The sequence below is a fragment of the Candidatus Bathyarchaeota archaeon genome, assembly GCA_030739585.1.
GTDB lineage: Archaea > Thermoproteota > Bathyarchaeia > TCS64 > TCS64.
In genome coordinates this window covers 240,008-263,577 of record JASLYX010000002.1, presented here as the reverse complement: position 1 = coordinate 263,577, position 23,570 = coordinate 240,008, and the positions used below count along the sequence as shown (strand labels likewise).

Genomic DNA, 23,570 nt, shown 5'->3' with positions numbered 1-23,570 from the left:
TGATAAGGTTTCACGCGTGCACCTCAGTCATAATCAAAGAGCTCGCATGCGTGAAACTCCCAGATACCTAGACTCTAGCCTTTGACTATCCGATAAATATCTAGAATACCTTAAAACTCCTGGGCCAGTCTATTGAAAAGGAGATTGAAAATGCTGAGACTCATGCTTGTAGGATGTGGGAACCGGGGGAGAAAATGGGCGAGAGTCGTGAAGGCGAACCTAGACTGCGAAATAGCAGCCTATGTGGACATTGATCCTAAGGCCTTGATCAGAGTCAAGAAAGAGTGCGACGGTAAAGACGTCCTCAGTTTCACGGATTACACTGAAGCCGCGGAAAATGTGGATATTGACGCCGCCATCATCGTCACTCCACCACAGTACCATCACGAGCAGGCCATTTACCTCCTTGAAAAAGGCCTCCACCTGATCGTCGAGAAGCCTCTTACCGAGGATTTTGAGACTAGCCTAGAGATCGTGAAGCTTGCCGAAGCAAAGGGACTAAACCTCACGGTCGGGATGCAGTTCAGATACATGCCGATAACACTGGCGTACAGGGAACTCTTTGAGAGGGGAGACTTGGGTAGGCCCAGCTTCTCCCAATTCTCATACATCCGAACCAGAAATCCCATCAGCTACAAGGGTCGGATACTAAACCAGTACTGTAACGATATGGCCCACACCTTCCTCCTAGAGCAGGCCATTCACCATATAGACCTCATCCGCTTCGTCTACTCCTCAGACGTTGAGTGGGTCCAATCCCATGAGTGGAACCCCGCAGACTGGGGGTTTAACCCCTATAAGCAAGACCCCAACGTCTCCATTCTCCTCAATCTCAAGAATGGAATGCATGTCAACTATATTGGCACATGGATCTCTGGGAATAGCGGGATGACGGAGGGTATCGACTTTAGATGGCGCACCGATCTTGAGAGGGGAATCATTATCCAAAAGACACTATTCGGAGAAGACGGTATCTATAAGGCCCTTCGGGACGACATTGCGCTTACCAAACTGGAGACGGGGCCTATCGAGCCATTCTATACAGACACAGTAGGGCTCCTCGACGAGTTTGTTGGATGCCTCAAGAACGGGAGGCCCCCTAAGACCAGTGGGAAGGACCACCTAAAGACCCTCTCAGTGATATTGGCAAGCATAGAGTCAGCAGTCATGGGAAAGAAGGTCTACATAGAAGAATTCATGAAGGGACTTGGACTCCCCAAGGAACTAACGCGCTAAACCCGGCCCAAGCTGGGCTCCGTCCCTTTTCTAGATATATATGATTCAACAGCATAGATTATATCGGTCCAAGAGAGTGAAAATTTGACGAAATTCAGCGTAGGTCCCATTGCCGTGGAGAGGGGAACAAAGGAATATGGCACCATCCCCGTGACCACGATGTCAACGGGCTTCAAGATAGAGGTACCGATCCATATCATCGCAGGGAGGGAGCCTGGGCCAACTGTGACACTTATCCCAATGCTCCATGGTCATGAGTTTAGCGTCATAGATGTCATCTTTGAGGCCTTGAAGCGGGTGAATCCTCGACACCTGAAGGGGAACATCATCGCGACCACTGTGACCAATCCCCTGGCGTTCCAGATGGGCACCCGGTCCTCTTGGTTTGATGGGCAGTGGGGGCCCATTAACGACCTAAACAGGGCCTTCCCCGGGAATCCTCAAGGCTGGATCGTAGAACGGATTGCTTACCAGATCTCAGAGCATATTATCCCCGTCTCCGACGTCATTCTAGACTTCCATGGTGAATCAACCCACAAATTCGCCGCCGCGTACTACGCCTACCGTCATGACTCTCCGGGCAAGCTGGGAAAGGAGGCGGACAAAGTCACTAGGGACCTAGGGCTCGAGATCATCGTGGACATAGGGAGCCCCCAACCCGGCTCAATAATAGGGTACGCCCGGAGCCAGGGCAAGGTCGGGGTTGGAATTGAAGTCTGCGACTTTTGGGGCCTCGAGGGGGAGACGAGGGTGGATGAGCCCAGGCGCACTATAACAGAGGCAGGTCTCACCTGCATCACGAACAGCTTGAAGAACCTCGATATGATAGAGGGAGAGATTAAGCTGCCCCGGAGGCAGGTCGTCCTCGAAGCAGGCTATACGGGGGTTACACCCGAGTCAGGGGGGCTCCTCTGCCCCGGGGTAACCCGGGAGGATATCGGCAGGGTCTATGAAAAGGATAAGTCTCTTGGGGAGGTTATCAACCCCTATACTTTCGAGGTCCTCGACAATCTCCAGATGCCCTACGAGGAGTCTGTGGTCCTCGCCGTCAAGGACTGGCGGCCCTTCACTCATATCGAGCCTGGAGGTAGCGACGTTGCCTTTGAAGTCTCTGACTGGAACAAAAAAAGGTGGATTACTCGATCCGCGGAGGAAGGGACTATCATTGACTGATAGTTTCAATATCGGCCACCTCTCCGTCCCCGCAGGATCCAGAGGCTACGGAGCCCTCCCAGTGGCAAAAATGTCCAGCGGATTCATGATTAACATCCCCATGCACGTCATCACCGGGGACCCGGCTGGACCTGTGCTTTGCGTTATGGCCTGTGTGCACGCCCATGAATATACCTCAATCGACACCATTCGCCAGCTGGTGATGAACACGGATCCTAGAGGAATCTCGGGGACAATCATCGCAATCCCGGTGGTCAATACTATGGCGTTCTCCATGGCGAGCCGGGGCAACTGGTTCGACGGCATGTGGGGGCCTAGTGGAGACCTAGGAAGGGCCGCGCCCGGGAACCCTAGAGGCTGGATTGTAGAGAGGATCGCCCAAGTCCTCACCAACGAGGTAGTCCCAAAGACCGAGGTCATGATCGACTTCCACGGAGAGGCCCCTAACCGGAGGAATTTCATTTACTATCCTTACATCCGGATGGGGAATAAGGGGTACTCTCAGGAGTACCGAAGATATGTGGAGAACCTTGGCACCGACTTAATGGTCGAGGTAGAGTCCTCTGGGGAAGGGGCGACCACGGGCCAGATGCTAGAGATGGGAAAAATTGGCATCGAGGTGGAGATCAGCGACTTTTATGGGCTAGGAGAAGAGAATCGGGGTATCCTCAAGAGGACTGCCACCGAAATTGGGGTGACATGTATAGAAAACACTATGAAAAAGATGGGAATGATTGACGGAGAGCCCCTGAAGCCTCAGAGACAGGTGGTGTTAAAAGGATACGCCCAAGTCTCTCCGGCGAATGGGGGGCTCATGAGACCAGAGGTCTCCAAGCGGGACCTAGGACGAGTAATAGAAGGGGGAGAGGTCATCGCAAGAGTCTACGATCCGTATAACCTGGAGATGATTGAGGAGCTGGTAGCCCCCTTCGAGGAGACTATGCTTTTAGCAGTCAAGGAGGGGACTCCATTCTATCAAGTAGAGCCAGCCGGATGTGATGCCTCTGGGTTCGAGGTTTGCGATTGGAGTGAAGCGGTCTGGTTGAACACATAGTAGACCCTCCTCAAAAAAAACATGGGTAATAGCTGGGTTACACCTAGGGCCAGAGCCCTTTTTCCGTTACTCCTTTCCACCAGTTGATATAGGCCTTAATCCCGCGTGGTAAGTCATACTTGGGCTCAAAACCCAGCTCTTTGCGGGCTTTTTCGATATTCAAGGGGCCCCGGCGGATTCCCACGTTATCTGGGAAGTCGGCGTCCTCATTGTCCTCTACCTCCTCCCACTCAAAGTCGACCCCGGGCACACTTTGGATTGTAGTTAGTATATCCTTGAGACTTGAGTCGATCCCACATGTGACGTTATAGACTGAGCTCAATGGCGCCGGGGCCGTTAATCCGGATATGATGCACCTTGCAGTATCCATGGCGAATGTCCAGTCTCTGGTATATTCAAGCTCCCTGACCCGGAGCCTATCTCTCCCCTTGGTGAGGATCAGCTCAAGGAGCCTGTGGATGGGGCCCATGCGTTGTCTGGAGGATGTAGGTCTCTCCATACACCCATAGGGGGCGCCGACCCGCATACTGGTGGTGGTCATCGGGAAGAGGCTGCAATAGTACTCAGTAAGGCGCTCGCATGCTATCTTTGTGGTACGGTAGAACCCGCTCGCCTGGAGGTACGGAGTGGGGGACGACTCCAGTACGGATTCGTCAGGGTTCCCGGAACTACCATAGACTCCGGAGGAGGAGATGTAAATGTACCTACCCACAGCAGCCTCTTTTGCGAGCTCCAGAGTGTTCACGGTCCCCATGAGATTGGACTCGAGAATGTCTCTCGACCTTGTCTGCTCCAGATCCCTAGAGGCGGGGGTGAATACGGCTGCGTGGATAATGCCCCAGATATCATAATCTTCAGCGAGATTCATCACGGCCTCAGAGTCCCTCAGGTCGCAGGTTATCCAGGCAACTCTATTACCAACGACCCCAAGATAATCATTGACTAAAGGTCCGGGCCCGCCCTCCCTTCGAGTAGTCCCTAGGACGCTATAGCCTTTCTCGGCAAGGCATCGAACTATGTTAGCCCCTATAAACCCGGAGGCGCCGCTCACTAGGACCTTGGATCCATCACCTTTCATGAGCAAAACCCAAGGAAAAGGCTGGGAGAAGCTGCGGTGGGCTACTTTTTCTCCCGGAGCGTGATGGTCTGTTGGCCGTGCCTACCGATATTCCTGCCCACCTCGTTGAGCTTTTCTAGGTCTTTAGTGATCTCGGCAAAGATGTATGTTGGTTCAACACCCTCAGGGGGACCGTAGAACCTGGTCTTGCCGTAACTAATGAAGACCCCGTTGCCCACGGGATAAAAGCCCACGTCTCCGGGGCATCCATAGATGCTAGGGTTTTCACTATAGTCCGGAAAGTTAGCAGTGGGCCAGAGGCCATAATCCTCTGCCATCTTTTTCAGGGTGGGGCTGTGGATCTGAAACCCGCTGCCCGACCAGAACTGGTGGTATGTTATATCCTCATAGGGAAGGATGCTGAGGATGCCCGCGCAGGTTTTGGGGGCCTTATGGTCCAGCAGCCTCGCTGTGAACACCACATCTCCAATCTGGATCTCTATTTCTTTTCCCGATGGCTCAGCCATTGCTAAGGGTACGTCTACCGGTGCCATTACATTTCACCATTCTAGATAGTGATTCAAAGTATTAGAGTTTACAGGTAAGGATTTTCCAGCTGGAAGAGAAAATTCGCGCGCGGGTTGCAAAAAGAGTATAAGTGACTATTTGTTCGCTCTGCCTTTTCTCCGTTTACCTTTTCTGCCTTTTCGGTTCACGAGATATCCATTCTTAAGCATCCACTTGATATTCTCATCCGTTTTCTCCTCTGGGGTGTAGCCATAGAGCTCCTTGGATCGTTCTATGACCAGGGACGTGGTTTGTTTAAGATCTTTTTCAGCAGTCAGTCTGACTCACTTGAAGTTTCATGCTGCTGGGTCCCATATAAATAGGGGTGTTCTTGAGGGGGTTTCTGAGTGGACATGTTTAATATTGTTAAAGGTCATGGTACAGCGCGCTCCTCGACAGATATTATAATTCTGGAGTTCAGCTTGGGGATGGATTTTGGCTAGGGCTTGAGATGGATTGGAGGGGGTTCTATCCTCAGTCGCGCGCGTAAAACTCTCATAAAAAAAATTATTGACCACTATCTGCGGGCATTTATCGAAATTATCCTTGATGGTGAAGGACGAGGTACTAAATAGGGTCAATGTTACTAGAAATGAAAAAGACTTCTATCAATTGTAGAGACATGCTAAGTAGACCAAACATAGTGAAACAGCATCAATGGATTTCCCTAGCTTTAGAGTAGAATATTAAATGCGGAAGGTGGTTCTGTTACTGTCTGATTGTCAGATTTAAAACAGAAGGACTTCTTACAGGATCCAAATTGAAATTTTCCCGCGTATTAGAGTAAAGGAAAAAGAGCGTATAAAAAATAGGAATTTGCTTTAACGGTTACTCATGTTAATTTAATACAAAGTTTGAAGATAATTAATTCAACCCTTAATCCTTAAAATCATTTTAAGAGGAAAAGACCACAAAAACACTATTCTGAACTACCCCCTAAAAACGATTTGAGATTAACTCCCCCCGCTTATTCAGGTATATTTCAAAGGTCATTCCGGACGATTCCTAAGATAAAAGTAATCAGAAAAATACCCTGAAAGCCGAAGTCGGCCAAGATACTAGGCCAAATATAAAGAGGTGGGTCAAACTCCAATCACAAACTATCAATCTTATTATCACTAACAAAGAAAAATACAGCCGTGTAAAGGCTTCCGATGTCTCCCCTGGGACCAGGTAATATACTGATAAATCGAGCAATTGGGGACCGCGGGCTGAATATCTCGGCCAAAGCCTTGATACTTACACCCCGGTTCCATCAAACCCGTCTTTTACGGGCGCTCTCCACCCGTCTCGATGGCAAAGCCACCAAGTACGGGAAGGCTGTCTATTTTCAGGGCCGGCTTCGAGCTTAGATGCATTCAGCTCTTATCCGAAGAGGCGTAGCTGCCCGGCCTGCCCTGTCGGACAACCGGTACACCAGAGGCCTCAGCGTCTCGTTCCTCTCGTACTAAAGACCCTTTCCCCTCAGACAACCAACACCCCCAACAGATAAAATCCGACCTGTCTCACGACGGTCTAAACCCAGCTCACGATCCCTTTTAATAGGCGAGCAGCCTCACCCTTGGCCCCTCATGCAAGGCCAGGATAGGAAGAGCCGACATCGAGGTACCGAACCGCGAGGTCGATGCGAACTCTCGCCCGCGACAAGCCTGTTATCCCCGGGGTAACTTTTCTGACACTACCGACCCTCATTAATAAGGATACGATAGCTCGTTAAGCCTGGCTTTCACCTCCGGAACTCGTATTGTTGGAGATCCGGTCAGGCTAGCTTTTGCCTTTACACTCTACGGAGGGTTTCTGTCCCCCCTGAGCTAGCCTTTGGGCCCCCTCGATTCCTTTTCAAGGGGGTGCCGCCCCAGCCAAACTGCCCATCTGCCGTTGTCCCGGACAACTAGGCCTCGGTCAGAGAAGCAGCCTTACAAGGGTAGTGTTACATTGGCGCCTCCCACCCCCCCGGAGAGGGGTGCTCATCGGCTCCTACCTACGCTCTGCAAGTAAGGCCACGTCTCAGCGACAGACTGCAGTAAAGCTCCACGGGGTCTTCTTGTCCCGCTGGAGGTCGCTGGACTGTTCGTCCAGCCTGTGGGTTCACCGGGATCTAGGCGGGGACAGTAGGGTCCTCGTGGATCCATTCATGCACGTCGTAACTTACACGACAAGGCATTTGGCTACCTTGAGAGAGTCAGAGTTACTCCCGTCGTTTAGCGGCCCTTCCCCCGGTTGTAATCAGGATTCAGGTACCACCACTGGACAGGATTCAATAGCCGTACGAAAGCTTTCGCTCTAGCGGCTACCTATGTTTTTAGTAAACAGCCGGAACCCCCTTGTCACTGCGACCTACCATTCCCGCTTACGCGAAAACAGTAGGCACCCCTTATACCAAAGATACAGGGCTAATTTGCCGAATTCCCTCGCCTAGAGTGTTTCCGACACGCCTTGGGCTACTCACCCTGGGCACCTGTGTTGGTTCTGGGTACGGATGCGGAGGATCCATCCTCACACGCTTTTCATGGGCTCCAGGGATCGATCGAACCCCCCTAAACGGGGGGCTATTCCTGGTTTCGCCTGGTTCTCACCATTACGGTACTCCCCAGGCTTTGACAGTTAAACAGGGCGACAACCCTGTTCGACCTACCCCGAAGCGTCACGTGTGAGGCTTTGTGTTGCCACGTGTACCTCCACAGTACTGGAATATTAACCAGTTCCCCTTTCGGCCAGTCATGTTAACGCTGGTCTTAGGACCGACTAACTCCAGGCTGACGACGCATTGCCTGGAAACCCTTGCCCTTTCGGCGATCGGGATTCTCACCCGACTCTGCTGCTACTACCGCCGGGATCTGCAATCCCGACCGGTCCACAGGACCTCACGGCCCTGCTTCGGCCCAATCGGGACGCCCTCCTACTGGAGTGCATTATAAAATGCACCTCTGGGGTATCGGAGGCTGGCTTTAGACCCGTCCATCTTCGGGGCCCCAATCCTCGGCGGGTGAGCTGTTACGCTTTCTTTAAAGGTTGGCTGCCTCTAAGCCTACCTCCCCGCTGTTTTAGGATTACGACGCCCTTTGATTTATCACTTAGCCAGCACTTTGGGTCCTTAACCCCAGTCTGGGTTGTCCCCCTCTCGGAGCACGAGCTTAACCCGTGCCTCCCGTTTCCCGAGTTCTACGACGCCGGCGTATTCGGAGTTCAAAAGCGAGGTGAAGGGTTTCCCCTCCGTGCCTCCCGATTGGTGCTCTACCCCGCCGGCAGTCTCACTCGAGACTATGCTGCAACATACTTCGGAGGGAACTAGCTATCACCAGGTTAGATTGGCCTTTTGCCCCTTGCCCCAAGTCAGAGGAACGAATTGCATATCAGTAACCCTTCAGGCCTCCATCAGGCTTTCGCCTGACTTCACCTTGCTCAGGGCAAGATCACCTGGTTTCTAGTCTCATCCGCGTGACTTCGGGCCCTTTAAGACCCAGCGACTCACCTTACGGCTGTTCGCTTTTTGGTTTCCCTAAGCTTACGGGTTTTATACCCTTAGGCTTGCCACGCAAAAGAACTCCCCGGCCCGTGATTCGAAACGGAACATGCGACCCTGGTCCACCACCTCCGTACTGCCAGGTTACCCTGGTTTCCTTCGGGTGGTTTCAACCCTTTCGGGCCGCAACCGTCTGTAACTACCTGATTTCAGGCTCTTTTAACGCCCCTCTCGGGGGGCTTTTCAACTTTCCGTCACCGTACTAGTGCGCTATCGGTCTTGGGGTGTGTTTAGCCTTGGGAGTTAATGTCTCCCAGATTCACGCGCCAGTCTCAAGGCACGCTACTCCGGAAATCGGTCCAATCACTCTCGGCTCACACCTACGGGGCTATCACCCTCTGTGGCGGAGCTTTCCAGAACACCTCGGTTTGACCGAGGAGAGAGAGACCGATCCCATACACCACATTCGCTAAGGCTCTTCGCCTAAGCGTTCGGTTTAGGCTGTTTCCTTTTCGCTCGCCGCTATTCAGGAAATCCCAATTGGTTTCTTTTCCTCCCCCTACTAAGATGTTTCAGTTCAGGGGGTTCCCGCTCCTCACGGAGCGACGGCCGAAGCCGTCAGGAAGTCCTATTCGGGGATCCCCGGATCTATGACTGCATGCGTCTCCCCGGGGCTTATCGCAGCTTGCCACGCCCTTCATCAGCACCCAAGCCAAGCCATCCAACAGGTAGCGTAGTATATCAGCAGATTTTCCCGGTCCCACGGTTGGAGTCGGAAGTCTATACACGGCTTCATTGAGAAATGACCCCCGCTCCAGGGAGTCTATCTCTAGCCCTTCATTCCAAGATCATTATTGTCCGGAATTGCATTTGAGTTTTTTCGGTCGAGCGTAGTCTCCACGACTGTTTTTCTTAGGAGGTGATCCGGCCGCAGGTTCCCCTACGGCCACCTTGTTACGACTTAACCCTCCTTACAAGGCCCAGATTCGACACGGCCAACTTTCGACCATGCCTCATCAAAACCTCATTCGGGTGGTTCGACGGGCAGTGTGTGCAAGGAGCAGGGACGTATTCACCGCCGGATGATGACCGGCGGTTACTAGGCATTCCATGTTCACGAGGGCGGGTTGCAGCCCTCGATCCCAACTGAGATAGTGTTTAGGGATTGGCTCCCCCTCTCGGGGTCGCAGCCCTCTGTCACTACCATTGCAGCCCGCGTGTGGCCCGGGAGATTCGGGGCATACTGACCTGCCGTGGCCCGCACCTTCCTCAGCCTTGTCGGCTGCGGTCCCCCAAGAGTGCTCAGCTATTCTAAAAATACTGTTAGCAACATGGGGCACGGGTCTCGTTCGTTACCTCACTTAAGAGGACACCTCACGGCACGAACTGGCGACGGCCATGCACCACCTCTCAGCTCGTCCAGCAAGACCTTCAACCTGGCCTTCATTCTGCTGTCGCTCCCGGTAAGATTCCCGGCGTTGACTCCAATTAAACCGCAGGCTTCACGCCTGGTGGTGCTCCCCCGCCAATTCCTTTAAGTTTCAGCCTTGCGGCCGTACTCCCCAGGCGGCAGGCTTAATGGCTTCCCTGTGGCACTGAGCCAGCACATGGCCAGCTCAACACCTAGCCTGCATCGTTTACAGCTGGGACTACTCGGGTATCTAATCCGATTCGCTACCCCAGCTTTCGTCCCTCACCGTCAGGCGTGTTCAAGTCAGCAGCCTTCGCCACTGGTGGTCCTCCTGGGATCAATGGATTTCGCCCCTACCCCAGGAATACCGCTGACCTCTCCCACCCTCTAGCTCTGCAGTTACCCTCGCAGCCCAACGCTTAGGACGCTGGATTTAACGAGAGATTTACAAAGCCGGCTACGGACGCTTTAGGCCAAATAATCATCCCCACCACTCGAGGGGCTGGTGTTACCGCGGCGGCTGACACCAGTCTTGCCCCCCTCTTATTCCCACGGCTAGTTATACAGTGGAAAAGCCGCCTTCATCAGGCGGCACTCGAGATAACCCCATCTCACTTTCGTGAATTGTGGAGGTTTCGCGCCTGCTGCGCCCCGTAGGGCCTGGGCCCTTGTCTCAGTGCCCATCTCCGGGCTACCACTCTCATGGCCCGTACCGGTCAAAGGTTTGGTGAGCCATTACCTCACCAACTGCCTGATCGGCCGCAGCCCCATCCTAAGGCGATAACGCAAACATGGATGCGTTACATTTGGGCGTGGTACCATTCCAGGAATCCACACCTATCGGGTATTAACCTCAGTTTCCCAAGGTTGTACCCGTCCTCAGGGTAGGTTAGCTACGTGTTACTGAGCAGTCTGCCACTTCCCGCCATAGTCCGGGTCGTTCGACTAGCATGGCTTAGTCCCATCTCGATAGCAGTGGGGTCCGACGGGATCAATCGGAATTATTGTTCTCGCAAAGCTGAATATATTCGAAATAGTCGGAGGAGACTTCGCTCGACCCATATCCGACCTGAAGGCAGCGAAGCCTCTTCTCAGGTCGTCATTTCTGTTTCCGCTTTTGGAGATCGATCCTTCATTCAGAGGCAAACGCCTCAGTCGGATCGAAGCCGCCATATAGTAGCGGAAGGCTTTCGCCACCCTTCGAAGCACGGAATCTAAATAAAAACATTATGATTTTGGGAAATGTCACTTGATTAACTCTGGAATCAAAATGATGAAAATAAAGGAATTTTTATCCCCCATTATAAGAAAGTATATTGTCGCGAGTGCGAAGTAAACATAAGGAGGAATAAAGTCTATTGTTTTAACTTTCCTTAATTTTACTGAGCTCATTCTTTAAAAATTCTCGATATTTCTCATAAAAACGCGTCTGTAGTTCCAAGGACCCTTGGCTCATCCTTTCCTTCACCGTATGAGTTACGCATAGGATTCGGTCCATTGACTCTTCCGCCACTAATTTTCCAGCAGTAAACATCGATAACCCCAACTTTTGTACTAAGGCAAACTGTCGATCCAGTTGCCTCTGAAATCTCGAATGATCGGATAGGACCTGAATGCCAATGGGAGTGATAATAAATCTACCTCCCTCCGCTTCTTTGATCAATCCATCCCTTAACAGTCTTCCAAGCAAAGGGTAAATCAGCCCAGGTGAGGGACTCCATAATCCATCGCTCTTTTTCTCTGCCTCCATAATAATTCCCTTTCCGGTCATTGGAGCATTATTAATAAGATGTAAAACGTAAAATCTTGTGAATCCTCTGGGAATCTTTCCCTTTACTTTAGACATTGGTCATATACCCACTTATCCAGGTTTTTCATATCGCTAGAGAGTTTAAAAATCTATCGCTAGCGATAAATCTATTTTCCCTATGGTATGAGCGTCATAGTATGCGGTACGCAAGCATTAAGAATTTTATATGTTATTTCGATATATTTTTTTCAAATGTCTCTCAATAAGCCAGATTTATTAACTGAATGTCATATGCTAGTAGATAGAAAATGTATAATGTTGAAATACCTGTGAGGGAAATTAATCTCGGCGAGGAGATGGAAGTCCTCGTCCTCAAGGGTAAAGGCGAAAGTATTATCGGTAGAATGAGAGACGGGCGTGTTATTCTATTCAATAGAGAAAATCCAATTTTTCAGGATCTAAGACCAGGGGTTATGGTGAGGTGCAAAGTGAGTTTCGTCGCCCAAAATTACATTATAGTTGATCCATGTGCTCCTCCTAACACAGGGGTAGAAGCGATAAAATTGGGGTTAGATATGGTATCGGAATGTGATAACTGGGAAATCGCAATATTAAGTCAGGGTTTAAAACATCTTATTGAACAACTTGAAGAGTTAACCTAGGTCATCATGCATAAAATTAGGTTATTGAAATCTTTGTTTGATTGGAAATAGCCAAGCTTTTATTCAAAAAAAAAGAGGAAAAATTGTTTGGGATTATTGTACCTTTGTTATCATTAGGATTCTTATCAAGACTATTTTCAAAAGAATTACCTGGAGTTTAACTCAGCTAACCGCCAGTTACTTTTCCCATTATATCATGTTTTTTCACTAATAGTTTTAGAAAAAAAATTCAGGCATTATCTCAAGAGCTGTCTTCAAGCTCTGCATGCAAAAACGCTCTCATAGGAAATTAAAAACTCAGGATGAATGTAAACGCCACAGAAAAGAAGAATATGTTCGCGTAAAACAATTCCAGAATTGTTCGTACATAGTGATTTAAGGGTCATTCTAGGAAGGCATCCAAGGAATCACCCTGATTGTCGGGTCATGGAGCCCGTTCAGCACTGCGGCATTGAGGAGAAGTGGAGTAAGGGACTCGATCCACTTTGAGTTAATTAAGGGCCCCACCCGGAGTGGGCGAAGATTTGGGATATCCCTGACCAGCTTCGAAACCTTAGCGAGGGCAAGTTTATGATTCCCTGCGATGAGGACATCGACGTTTAGAACCGCGTCTATATTATTCAGGTATGCAGCCGGCACCGTCTGGAATGCAGTGATCACAGGTGATGGCTCTACGATGTCTTGGATCGCTTCTGAGGCAGAGCGCCCCTGGAATCCTGGGTCGTCCCTCTCCTCTAAGGGAGTCCAATAAAATAGCTTCTTCTTTCTTGTCATAGGGACTACTGTGGATACAACGACTTTCTCCGGTGAGAATTGATCCTTGAGGTCTTTAAGGGTTGAGAGGCTATGTTTCGCAGGGAGGGTGATTATGACTACTTCGGAGTCCTTGATCGCCTTAACGTTCATAACGCCTTTGATAGTGCCATGCATTTCGTCAAGGTAAAAGCCCCTGGCAATATTGTTCAGGTTTTTTGCGATGCGCCCTGCCTTTTCGAGGCTCCGGGATCCCAGAAGGATATTATGCTCTAAAGCAAGGCGGATAGTGAGGCCTCGCCCCATATTCCCTGTGCCACCGAGGATGCCGATTTTCATGGATTAAACCCCGTTCAATAAACCGAGAGGGGTCGGAGTGATAATAACATTATCACCAAAGCATTAATTCCCTCTGATCTAGGTTGATATAGCAAGATAAACGGAGGCGAATCGCGCGCGCTAGAAATCGTCTGGTTAAAGGGGATATTCTCTGGAGATACAAGATTAGCTTGGAAAACTTGTAGATAAAAGTGGGGAGGCACCGAAAATATCATTTGATAATGCTGGGAAGGGTTTGGGGCTAAGTGATGGATTAGATTAAGAAAGCACCTTCTTGAAGACCCTGAGATCGTTTGTCCCGAGGATCTTTTTGATTTCATGGTCGGCGTAGCCCCTAGAGATCATGCCACGGGTGAGTTCAGGAAACATTGTGACGTCATCTAACCCTGGAAAGCCGCATCCCCCGTCTAGATCCGAGCCTAGGCCAATGTGGTTGGGGCCAACGAGGTTGACTGCATGATCAAGGTGATCAAGCCAATCATTGAGAGTGACCTTGTAAAGAGTTTCGCGGTTGTTGACGCCTTCCTTGATAAACCCGGCGCAAAAACTGAGGTTCATTACCCCCCCATTATCTGCAAGGGCCTTGATCTGATCATCAGTAAGGTTCCTATGATGGCTACATAAAGCCCTGCAGTTACTGTGAGAAGCTAGAACTGGATCCTGGGAGAGTTCCATAACATCCCAGAACCCTGTTTCGTTAAGATGGCTGATGTCTATGAGCATACCCAGGCGGTTCATCTCCTCAACTACTTCCCGCCCGAATTTTGAGAGATGGCTCCCCGAGTCAGCCCCTGAGCCGTCCCCCAGCTCGTTTCTGGGGAAGTGGGTTAAAGTAAGGGATCTAACCCCAAGCCTATACATCATCCTAAGGGCCCCAATATCCTCCTCTAATGGCTCACCGCCCTCTATAGTGATGATGGCAGCTATCTTTTTGGCTTTTAGTGCGTAGATGATCTCATCATAGTTGGTAGCGAGAGCGATAGTATCAGGGTTCGCCTCGACCTCAGTATAAAAGGCGTCCAGCATTTGGAGAAGACGTCGTAGACGGGCCCTATGATGAGGACTTACATACATCGCAAAGAGGAGGACGTTAACGCCCCCGTCACGTGCTCGGGGAATGTCGATCTGGCCGTCTTTGGACCTCTCGCCCAAAGTCCTCCTTGGGGGTAGCACCCTGGTGCCATTATCGGCGAAGGGGGGCGCTCTGATGATTTGGAGGATAGTGTCGTTATGAGTATCCACCACTACTGAACTTCTATGGATGGCCTTAGCCCTCTCCTCCTGCTCCTGGGTGAGTTTGAACAAGTTTTTACACCTTGAAGACTGTATCTGACTGTTACGGTTTATATCATCATCGAGGACCACGATCAAAATCAGAAGAAAGGCAATAAACAGGCGAGACTCGCATTCCATGGTGGTTAGGATAGTCAACCACTGTCGTGATGATAATTTACATGAGATGAAGCTACATTCTAACGAAGTATTTGGGCTTCTTACTTATACCGACCATGATGCGGAAAAGTTCAGCTACCACCTAGATGACCATATCTTGTAGGCGATGACAGAGGAATAGCCATAGTTGCTCGTCTACCACTAGCATCCAGAAGGTTCAGAAGGAGACAGTAGACTCGGTACAGAGGCAAGAGTTTGTTGATACATACCACCAGACCGGAGATATAATCACAACTGTCTCAATAGATACAAACTAATATTTTCGTTTGTTGCACAGGCGCGATAATAAACCAAAGAAAATTAGATTAAGGGCTCTGCCGGTTCAAAATCAGGAAAATAAGATGAATCTCGGGGGGGGAACAATAGCCTCTATAATTTATGCCATAAATCCAAGCTGCATTTCGTTTAAATTATATGTCGACCATCTCCTAGGGAAATGCCTCAAGTGTACAACTGCCCCTCTTGTAGACGAGAATACACAGTTAACGAATACGTTGATGACAGATTCTGCAGAGACTGTGATACCCTCCTCAGGAGGAAGCGAGGAAAGACGAAAAAAAAGAGGGGTGCGGGATGGCGTTCTTTCTTCCCGTATGAACCATACCCCCAACAGGTGAAACTCATGAATGATGTCGAGGCCGTGGTGGGCAATAAAGGCGTCCTCATGGCCGAGGCGTGCAATGGCTTCGGGAAGACCGTATCCAGCCTGGCCGCGCTCCTCACCTTAGGGCTCCCCATCATTTACGCGACCCGGACCCACGAGCAGGTCCAGCAGGTCCTCGAAGAAGTCTCTAAGATCAACGGGGCGTCAGGGGAGCGGTTCACAGCAGTCAACCTCGCCAGTAGGAGCCACCTCTGCATAAACCCAGATTGCAGTGACCTTCCCCAGGGGGACGCCATAGAGCTCTGCAGGAATCTCAGAGAGTCCAGGGAGTGCCCATGGACCCATGAGATCGATGCTCCACCCAAGAGGATGCCTCCGGTTATGACTAAGAAAATTCTCATATCAACAGGAAAAAGAAAGGGACTTTGCCCCTACTATATTGCAAGGAGGGCTGCCTCTAGCTCTAGGATAGTCGTAGTCCCCTATCCATATGTCTTTGATGGTAATGTGAGGGCAAGCGTCGGCCTCGAGATCCCCGGGAAAATCCTAGTACTGGACGAGGGACACAACCTCGATAAAGTGGGCCAGGATAATATGAGTGATAGCCTCAGCGAGTTCATCCTTAACATGGCGGGGGAGGAGCTTAAAGTTATCAAGGCCCCGACGACCCATATCGTTCACCTTGGAAGGCTGCTCCGTAAGAAAACGAAGGACAGGCCCAAACTACAACAGGCAGAGACCCTCCAAAAGGACTTAGAAACAGCACTAGGGGGGGATCTGGGCTCCATCACAGAGGGCTACTATGACCATGTGCAGAAGATCAGGGCCCACAAGCAAAAGCTTGGAGAGCCACCAGCAAGTTACCTCAACGGGGTCATTGTCTTTCTAAGCCTCGTTCAGGGAAGCGACAAGTCAAAATATGTCGCTCTCTACCATAAGAACCGCCGAGGGGATGCCACCGTCGACTACAGGTGCTTAGATCCGAGCCTTGCTATCAGACCCATCGTGGAGGCGGCAGCTGGAACCCTCATCATGTCGGGGACCATGTCGCCTCTGGACCTATTCGCGGAGATTCTAGGCCTAGAGAGCACTGAGAAGAAGTCATATCCAATCATCCAGAACCCAGAAAACATCAGAATGTATGTGGATCCTCGGGTCACAACCACCTACAGGGAGAGGACCCCCAAGATGATCTGCGCCATCGGAAGGCGTATTGCCATTGAGCTTACCAAGGTCGACTGCGGGGTCCTCATCTTCTTCCCCCAGAGGGGACTCATGGAAAAGAGCATTAATGAATGGTTAGACAAGGGTATTATCAGGGCCCGCCGGGGTCTCCTCTACCTAGGGAGGAAGCAGCTATTTGTGGAGGGGAGAACCGCGGTCTCTAACAGGGCCTTGGTGACACGGTACAAGCGGGCCGCGGTCTCTCTGAACGGTGCTGTACTATGCGGGGTTTTCCGAGGCCGGAACTCAGAGGGATCCAACTTTCCTGGGGATCAGGCCCGGGGCATCATACTAGTCGGGGTTCCATACGCTAACTATGGGGATCCATTGGTTCAAGCCCAAATCAATTATTATGACAGGCAGGGGGACGGATTGGGGCAGCGCTGGTACACTATGGACGCCTTCAAAGCCGCGAATCAGGCTCTTGGTCGGGGGATCAGAGGCATTGACGACTGGTGCCACTATTGGCTCCTAGACAGGCGGTATCGAAAACAGATCTCCCTCATCTCCCCCTGGGCCCTTGGGGACAGCCCTGAGATCCTCAAGAAGTAACCGTAAAAAAATCTAAATGTCGAATGCCTCTGGCCTGGTCTCGCTCCTATATAGTAGAGTTTAGACAATTAATCTGAACTCCCAGGCTAAGCGATGGAAGCTGATTATGATGATTCTCACAGAAGAGGCCCCTTCGGGGAATACCGCTTGAGTTACGAATGGAGAAGTAAAGTCTCCTGGATAATATATACAATGCCATAATTGTCACCCGCTCGAATCTCTTACAAAGATGAGAAATTATTAGTACCAGAATGAAGCTTTTATGATCGATTCGATGCAAACTGAGATAAAGGGATACGCAGGAAAGTTCTTGCGCGTGGACCTTACCAAAGGAACCCTTGAGGACTGGATCTGGGATGAGGAAGCCTACAGATCATACCTCGGTGGGACAGGCGCTGGGGCTAGGGTGCTCTACGACGAGGTCCCCCTGAATGCTAACTGGTCTGATCCTGAGAATCGAATGGTCATCGCAAGCGGCCCCCTTGGGGGAACCAGTGTAGGGGGCACTGGTACAATCTCACTAGTCACCAAAGGCGCTTTGACTGGCGGTGCTACGTCGGTCCAAGCTAACGGCCTTTTTGGAGCATATATGAAGTTCTCTGGCTTTGATGGTTTGGTGATCCAGGGCGCATCCGACAAATGGACGTATCTTATGCTTAAAGATGGAACGGCCGAGTTAAGGGATGCTTCGGAGATCATGGGACTCGATACATATGAGGTAAGCAACGCCCTTAAGGAGATCCACAATGCTAGAGGGCGGGACGCCGCTGTCCTTTCAATTGGTCCGGCCGGGGAGAATCTAATTCGCTGGGCGGGAGTATTTGTGGACAAGGGACACAGCGCCTCCCATAACGGTACGGGTGCTGTATTGGGATGTAAAAAGCTCAAGGCCATAATTGCTTTTCCCGGTAGTAGAAAGATCAACGTCCACGATCCTAGGACCCTTAAAAAAGTCGCCCAAGAAATGTACGAGGAGGTCGAGTACTTTAAAGGAACCATCGGAGGCGTCGAGACAAATCAAAAGGCGGAAAACAGCACTCTTCCCGTAAAAAATTATACCACCAACCTCTGGGATATCTCAGACGAGAAGATCGATGCCTACGGGGAAATGTATCTGAGGGATACATATCAAGTAGGGAGGGAACCTTGTTGGGGATGTCGCCTTCTCCACTGCGCCTGGATGGAGGTGAAGACTGGTCCTTACGCAGGGATAGTTGAGGAGCCCGAGTACGAGCAGCTTGCAGCCTGGGGCCCAGCAATTGGGGTCGACGATGTCGAGGCCTCCTTTATGCTCAGCGGTCTCACCGACCGCCTCGGCCTTGAGAATAACGAGGCGGGCTGGATAACCGGCTGGCTTATGGAGTGTTTTGAGAAGGGTTGGATCACGGAGGAACAATCCGGGGGATTTAAGATAGCCTGGGGAGATGTCTGGGCAGTTGTAGAGCTTCTCGAGATGATTTCCAAGCGCGAGGGCTTCGGATTACTCCTCGCTGAGGGAATAAAGAGGGCCTCAGAGAAGATCGGTGGTCTTGCAGCTGACGCCGCGATTTACACTATGAAAGGGAATATCCCAAGGGGCCACGATCATAGAACCCGATGGGCCGAAATGTTCGACACCTGTGTGAGCAGCACAAGCACCATTGAGACTCATATGAGCATGATGGGCCCAGACGCCCAGGGACCTGGAAACTGGAAGGTGGTCTCTACAGAGGTTGCGGAAACTAAGGGGTTAATGCAGCTAGACGACTCTACTGGCGCTTGCCGCTTTAACACCGGGATGAATGCAAAGAACCTAGCAGCTGCAATCTCTTCTGCCACAGGCTGGGACTTTACAGGGGAGGAGGGAAGGCGGGTCGGCCTTAGGGCCATCAACCTAATGAGAGCATACAACCTTAGGGCCGGGATAGGTGCAGAGTATGACCGCCCATCGGTCCGATATGGGTCCACCCCGGTCGATGGGCTCACCTCCGGAATCAGTATTCTCCCCCACTGGAACGACATGCTAACGAATTACTACACGTTGATGGGTTGGGACCCAGCAACAGGGATACCCCTTCCCGAGACCCTAGAAGGACTTGGTATCGGCTACGTTAATTCAGACCTCGAAGAACTACGTTAATCCTCTGGGAGAAAAGGATGAAATCCTCGCTCTTTTAAACTAAATGAAATTATTACACTAAAGTGTAGATAAAATCACGTTGGGTGGTTCAAAGAAAGCTGTTTGAGAAATTTACTACAGGATGAAAATCAAAAGGTCATATTTTTGTCCCGGAGCCTCATCTGCATTGTTTATGTCTCCTGGATCCGCTGCCCGATTGTTTTAAGCTCCCCATGCTCTTTGTAACGGATCTTGGTATTCAGCCTCACATTGAGTCCCAGTCGCCTTAGGAAGACGAAAAGGCTCTCCCCGTCGATGCTGTCCTTGATCTTGCCCGATTTGATCCCCTCTACCAGAGTTTGCTCAATCTGGGGCATAACTGTAGAGTACTGGACCTTTGCAGTTTCGTAGACCTCCCAAGCCCTTCCGGAGAACATGGTTTCCAGGATCTCCCGGGGGCTAGGATCCTTGGACTTCTCCGGCTCCTTCTCCGCATTCTCGTCTTGAAGCATCCGCCTCTGGAGTTCCAGCATCCTTAGCCTCTTCAATCGGTCCAGCTCTGCGTCCATTCAGCAGCCTCAAACGACTTTTCCTTAGTCTCAACCTATAAGTTTAAAGGCTCAAGGATAAAGTTTCCTCTGCCGAAGACGATCATCGAAGATATTAGTGAATGCACACTCGAACCATTGCATTTTTCTTTTGGAACACCAAGCCCTCTCTGGATAGCCGCCCAGAAGGATATTGTCATCGCCCTTAATGCTTTAGGCAGGGGATGACTGCTAGGAAGTCAAGAATTTCATATTTATCCCTAAGATGAACACATAATCCTTAATTGATTTCTAGGTACCCCTAACATAGACGACAATGATTCTTGCGTTAAGAGGGAAGGAGCAAAATACTGATAGGAATAGTATCTTTTGGAACGACCTGTAATGATGAGGAATTTTGGTAGGAAAGTTAGGGACATGTGGATATATTTCAAAGCAGGGCATGGGGGCTACCTCGTGTATTCTATGAGTATAATGAATTTCGTTGTGCTCCAGCACAGACTTCTCATCCAATACGTCCCATTCCTTGACAAGTATCTAAACAAGTTGAGCACGTTCGTAGCGTTATTCTTTCTAACGTACATCCCTCTCGCTGTGTTAATGGGGTACTTTGAGTTCAGAAAAGGGGAGATGACAAGGAAACCCATGCTAAATCCTTATATCAGAGACAGAAACGAAGCAACTATTCTCCAGAGCGAGAGTCTTCAGAGCTATTATGATGGAGATATGGACATGGCTAAAGCTAAAATTGAGAAAAGTATTTTTGTTATGAGGAAATGGAGAAAAACAAGATAACCCGCAATCGCAACAAGGATATATAAATGGATTTCAAAAAAAGATAGGAGGCTGTTTCAAGCAAACTAACCAGTAACTGCCAATTTTGAGGAATATTTTTTTGGTACCTATCCATTTTGGAAAAAACGTTATGATCGTTGTGAAATGGCTTGAGAATATTCTGCAATTTAGCAGATAAAATTTCAAAAATTTGCGCTTTTCTGTTTAAATAAAAATGAAAAAAGACATATAACCATATACAATACATAGGAAAACATTATAAATTGAATAAATGTCAGATGGAAAATAACTTAGTCCTTTATGATTAGGATAATCTTTTTCACCACAAATCATAATCAAGTAGAGTAGATATTAAGTAATTTTTTTTATTATCCAATGAAATTAAAATAAATTTTACAAATGAAATATGTGATTTAGTAAGAAAAGAGTTAGTTTTGATGACAAAAAATGTGGATTGAATTTATGAGGGGAATAAAAGAAGCGATAAAAATATGGTATCCAAATATATTTAATGATCGTAGTATTTTTGAGATTGATGTTAGAAAACTTTTTCATGAAGAAAATAGATCCACATGGATTTGGCGGAGAATGTTATAGTCCAAAATGTTTTTCAGAAATCCTTTCAGACCCCGCGATCTCGCATCGAATATACAAGATACCCACTACATGCAGTGTTTTAGTGGTGCACCGCTTTGGCTAATAGATGTGTAGTAATTGGTATTGATGGTGCCACATTCGACATCATTAGACCATTGATCTCAGAGGGGCGTCTACCACACATCTCCAAGTTGATAGCGGGGGGGGTACATGGTGTCCTCCAATCTACAATCCCACCTTCGTCAATTCCAGCATGGCCATCATTCTTGACGGGGATGAACCCGGGTAAACACGGCGTCTATGATTTCTTGAAAAAAGTCCCAGGTAAATATATCGGCGCACTGTCGACTTCTAAAGACCTGAAAAGCCCGACGGTCTATGATATTCTCGGCAAAGGGGGAAAGACAAGTGTCGTGATAAACGTCACAGGTACTTACCCCCCAAAAGTGGTCAGAGGATGTCTCATCTCCGGGTTACTTACACCGCAGGGCGTGAATTATGTCTATCCTGAAATTCTGAAAGAGGAACTGGACGAAATGGGATATAAGGTGTACACGGATATCGGGGGATATGTACGTTCAGAGAAAATTTATCAGGAATTATTAGATTTAGAGATTAAGCGAAAAGAGATTGCGTTATCTCTTATGAATATTTTTAATTGGGAGTTTTTTATGCTCACAATCGTTGGATCAGATACTATTCAGCATAAACTATGGGGAGATAAGGATAAGATAGACGACTATTATTATGAAGTGGACAAAATCGTGGGGGAAGTCCTAGATAAGGTCGAGGATGATCCTAACATTATAATAATGTCAGACCATGGATTTGGATCGTCCGAAAACACTTTTTATATAAATAAATGGCTTGAGGAAATCGGATTACTATCCACTGAAACCACCGATTATGAATCTACAACTAGCTATAAAATCAGGAACTTACGGAAGAAAGAGAGCGGGATTAGTGAAACGTTCAGTAAATTCGGGATGACAAAGAGATCGCTTAGATTTATTAAGAGAATGCCCGGATACAATTTAATAAAAAAATGGATGCCGTCATTAGTCACAAAGATGTATTCGAAAATACCCACAGACACTGTAGCGATAGACTGGGAGAATACAAAAGCTGCAGTAGCGTCGAATTGGTTAAGAAATATCATGATAAATATGAGGGGAAGAGAACCTCTGGGGATCGTAGAACCGTGGGAATATGAAATTCTACGAGAAGAAATTATTTCAAAACTGCAGAAATTAAAAAACCCTGAAACGAACGAAGAGATCATCGAGAAGGTCTATAAAAGAGAGGAGCTATATTCCGGCCCATATGTAGATGATGCCCCGGATATTGTGTTATCCCTTAAAGGCAAGTATAAGGTATCCAATTCTTTGACAGCGGAGAAAGTGTTTGGCGTTAACTCAGGAAACGATATAAAGGGATCACATAGAATGGACGGAATTTTCATCGCTTCCGGTCCAGACATTGTTAAAGGAAAAAAGATCGATGGAGCAAATATTCTAGACGTTATGCCAACGATACTAAAGTTACTCTCCGTCGAAATCCCAGGGGACCTTGATGGAAGGGTCCTTTCAGAGATAATAAGGTGAATATCAGAGGTTAAAAAGAATATACAAAGTCATCATCCCTGATAGAAATGAGGAAAATATATCGCGAAACCATTTTTCGCTATAACTGAGTATGAAAAAAATATGACCTGGGGATACAATTTTTCCAAGATCTCTGAAAAGAAGCAAAAAAGTAAACGAGGGACAAGATTTGGTAGTTTAACGAAGTTTAACCCTAATCATCATAGTGTGACACTTTTGAAAAAAGGGATTCAAGAAGGGGAATACATTAAACCAGCAGGCTATAAAATAGCCAAACGGTCTATTTAAAATGAAGAGAGTAATAAATGCCCAAACATATCTGCAGAAATAGCACTTAGCAGCACAGTTTCTCTTTGAAATGTCACTGTATTCTGATCTCCAACCCGTGGAGGTAATCAACTATATTAAATCGATCTGGTCTGGAAAATTTTTTGATTCATTAGAGGAGCAGGATCTTATTGAAATGCATTATTGACTTTTTCAATTATACCGATCAAAAGCAGTATATACCAATTCATGAAAGATTTGTTAGGTATTGTCAAAACATACAATTATGATTAAATTTTATCGATTGGAGTTAAAATAACAATACCTGTTTCTTATTATAAGAAAGGCTTTGAGATTTATTGCA

The 23,570-nt window shown here is 48.7% G+C and carries 14 protein-coding genes and 2 rRNA genes; 8 read left to right on the top strand and 8 right to left on the bottom strand.

Annotated features, from left to right (window positions below; all coding sequences use genetic code 11):
• Positions 1 to 150: 150 nt before the first annotated feature.
• The 3 genes from QGG23_03495 (at position 151) to QGG23_03485 (ending at position 3,463) form a co-directional block, all read left to right on the top strand.
• Positions 151 to 1,236: a Gfo/Idh/MocA family oxidoreductase gene (locus QGG23_03495; protein ID MDP6048491.1), complete on the top strand. Its 1,086-nt coding sequence runs from the start codon at positions 151 to 153 to the stop codon at positions 1,234 to 1,236.
• A gap of 84 nt (positions 1,237 to 1,320) precedes the next feature.
• Positions 1,321 to 2,409, top strand: a complete 1,089-nt coding sequence (locus QGG23_03490; protein ID MDP6048490.1) for a succinylglutamate desuccinylase/aspartoacylase family protein — start codon at positions 1,321 to 1,323, stop codon at positions 2,407 to 2,409.
• Positions 2,402 to 3,463 (top strand): succinylglutamate desuccinylase/aspartoacylase family protein, encoded by a 1,062-nt coding sequence (locus QGG23_03485; GenBank protein MDP6048489.1) that lies wholly within the window; start codon positions 2,402 to 2,404, stop codon positions 3,461 to 3,463. Before QGG23_03490 ends, QGG23_03485 begins: the two co-directional genes overlap by 8 nt.
• Positions 3,464 to 3,506: 43 nt before the next feature.
• On the opposite strand, the gene QGG23_03480 is transcribed toward QGG23_03485, so the two are convergent.
• From QGG23_03480 to QGG23_03460, 5 genes are all read right to left on the bottom strand, one after another.
• Positions 3,507 to 4,541: an NAD(P)-dependent oxidoreductase gene (locus QGG23_03480; protein MDP6048488.1), complete on the bottom strand. Its 1,035-nt coding sequence runs from the start codon at positions 4,539 to 4,541 to the stop codon at positions 3,507 to 3,509.
• Between the two features lie 41 nt (positions 4,542 to 4,582).
• Positions 4,583 to 5,074, bottom strand: a complete 492-nt coding sequence (locus QGG23_03475) for a DUF3830 family protein (protein MDP6048487.1) — start codon at positions 5,072 to 5,074, stop codon at positions 4,583 to 4,585.
• Between the two features lie 1,190 nt (positions 5,075 to 6,264).
• A 23S ribosomal RNA gene (locus tag QGG23_03470) occupies positions 6,265 to 9,299 on the bottom strand.
• Positions 9,300 to 9,464: 165 nt separating this feature from the next.
• Positions 9,465 to 10,963: ribosomal RNA gene (locus QGG23_03465) — 16S ribosomal RNA — on the bottom strand.
• The 16S and 23S rRNA genes sit together here, the layout of an rRNA operon.
• 361 nt (positions 10,964 to 11,324) lie before the next feature.
• On the bottom strand, positions 11,325 to 11,807 hold the full coding sequence (locus QGG23_03460) for a PadR family transcriptional regulator (GenBank protein MDP6048486.1): 483 nt from the start codon (positions 11,805 to 11,807) through the stop codon (positions 11,325 to 11,327).
• A gap of 212 nt (positions 11,808 to 12,019) precedes the next feature.
• Here QGG23_03460 and QGG23_03455 point away from each other — a divergent pair, with 212 nt between their 5' ends.
• On the top strand, positions 12,020 to 12,373 hold the full coding sequence (locus tag QGG23_03455) for a hypothetical protein (GenBank protein ID MDP6048485.1): 354 nt from the start codon (positions 12,020 to 12,022) through the stop codon (positions 12,371 to 12,373).
• 387 nt (positions 12,374 to 12,760) lie between these two features.
• On the opposite strand, the gene npdG is transcribed toward QGG23_03455, so the two are convergent.
• Together npdG and QGG23_03445 are read right to left on the bottom strand one after the other, a co-directional pair.
• Positions 12,761 to 13,465: an NADPH-dependent F420 reductase gene (gene npdG / locus QGG23_03450; GenBank protein ID MDP6048484.1), complete on the bottom strand. Its 705-nt coding sequence runs from the start codon at positions 13,463 to 13,465 to the stop codon at positions 12,761 to 12,763.
• Between the two features lie 258 nt (positions 13,466 to 13,723).
• Entirely contained in the window at positions 13,724 to 14,770 is a 1,047-nt protein-coding gene (locus tag QGG23_03445) for a dipeptidase (protein ID MDP6048483.1), read from the bottom strand.
• 583 nt (positions 14,771 to 15,353) lie between these two features.
• On the opposite strand from QGG23_03445, the gene QGG23_03440 reads away from it, so the two are divergent.
• Together QGG23_03440 and QGG23_03435 are read left to right on the top strand one after the other, a co-directional pair.
• Positions 15,354 to 17,297 carry a helicase C-terminal domain-containing protein gene (locus QGG23_03440; protein MDP6048482.1) on the top strand — a complete coding sequence of 648 codons (1,944 nt, stop codon included), beginning with the start codon at positions 15,354 to 15,356 and terminating at the stop codon, positions 17,295 to 17,297.
• 274 nt (positions 17,298 to 17,571) lie between these two features.
• Entirely contained in the window at positions 17,572 to 19,416 is a 1,845-nt protein-coding gene (locus QGG23_03435) for an aldehyde ferredoxin oxidoreductase C-terminal domain-containing protein (GenBank protein ID MDP6048481.1), read from the top strand.
• A gap of 170 nt (positions 19,417 to 19,586) precedes the next feature.
• Here the strand turns inward: QGG23_03435 and QGG23_03430 are convergent, their stop codons facing one another.
• On the bottom strand, positions 19,587 to 19,964 hold the full coding sequence (locus QGG23_03430) for a DNA-binding protein (GenBank protein MDP6048480.1): 378 nt from the start codon (positions 19,962 to 19,964) through the stop codon (positions 19,587 to 19,589).
• Between the two features lie 363 nt (positions 19,965 to 20,327).
• Between QGG23_03430 and QGG23_03425 the strand changes: the two genes are divergently transcribed.
• Positions 20,328 to 20,738, top strand: a complete 411-nt coding sequence (locus QGG23_03425) for a hypothetical protein (GenBank protein ID MDP6048479.1) — start codon at positions 20,328 to 20,330, stop codon at positions 20,736 to 20,738.
• A gap of 692 nt (positions 20,739 to 21,430) precedes the next feature.
• Complete coding sequence (locus QGG23_03420; GenBank protein ID MDP6048478.1) at positions 21,431 to 22,939, top strand: alkaline phosphatase family protein; 1,509 nt, start codon at positions 21,431 to 21,433, stop codon at positions 22,937 to 22,939.
• The last annotated feature ends 631 nt before the right edge of the window (positions 22,940 to 23,570 follow it).

Bases quoted from the DNA above. Each gene is read 5' to 3' on its own strand.
- QGG23_03495 (MDP6048491.1), top strand. From the start codon at position 151: ATGCTGAGACTCATGCTTGTAGGATGTGGGAACCGGGGGAGAAAATGG.
- QGG23_03435 (MDP6048481.1), top strand. From the start codon at position 17,572: ATGCAAACTGAGATAAAGGGATACGCAGGAAAGTTCTTGCGCGTGGAC.
- QGG23_03430 (MDP6048480.1), bottom strand. From the start codon at position 19,964: ATGGACGCAGAGCTGGACCGATTGAAGAGGCTAAGGATGCTGGAACTC.
- QGG23_03455 (MDP6048485.1), top strand. From the start codon at position 12,020: ATGTATAATGTTGAAATACCTGTGAGGGAAATTAATCTCGGCGAGGAG.
- QGG23_03480 (MDP6048488.1), bottom strand. From the start codon at position 4,541: ATGAAAGGTGATGGATCCAAGGTCCTAGTGAGCGGCGCCTCCGGGTTT.
- QGG23_03460 (MDP6048486.1), bottom strand. From the start codon at position 11,807: ATGTCTAAAGTAAAGGGAAAGATTCCCAGAGGATTCACAAGATTTTAC.
- QGG23_03440 (MDP6048482.1), top strand. From the start codon at position 15,354: ATGCCTCAAGTGTACAACTGCCCCTCTTGTAGACGAGAATACACAGTT.
- QGG23_03425 (MDP6048479.1), top strand. From the start codon at position 20,328: ATGATGAGGAATTTTGGTAGGAAAGTTAGGGACATGTGGATATATTTC.
- QGG23_03475 (MDP6048487.1), bottom strand. From the start codon at position 5,074: ATGGCACCGGTAGACGTACCCTTAGCAATGGCTGAGCCATCGGGAAAA.
- npdG (MDP6048484.1), bottom strand. From the start codon at position 13,465: ATGAAAATCGGCATCCTCGGTGGCACAGGGAATATGGGGCGAGGCCTC.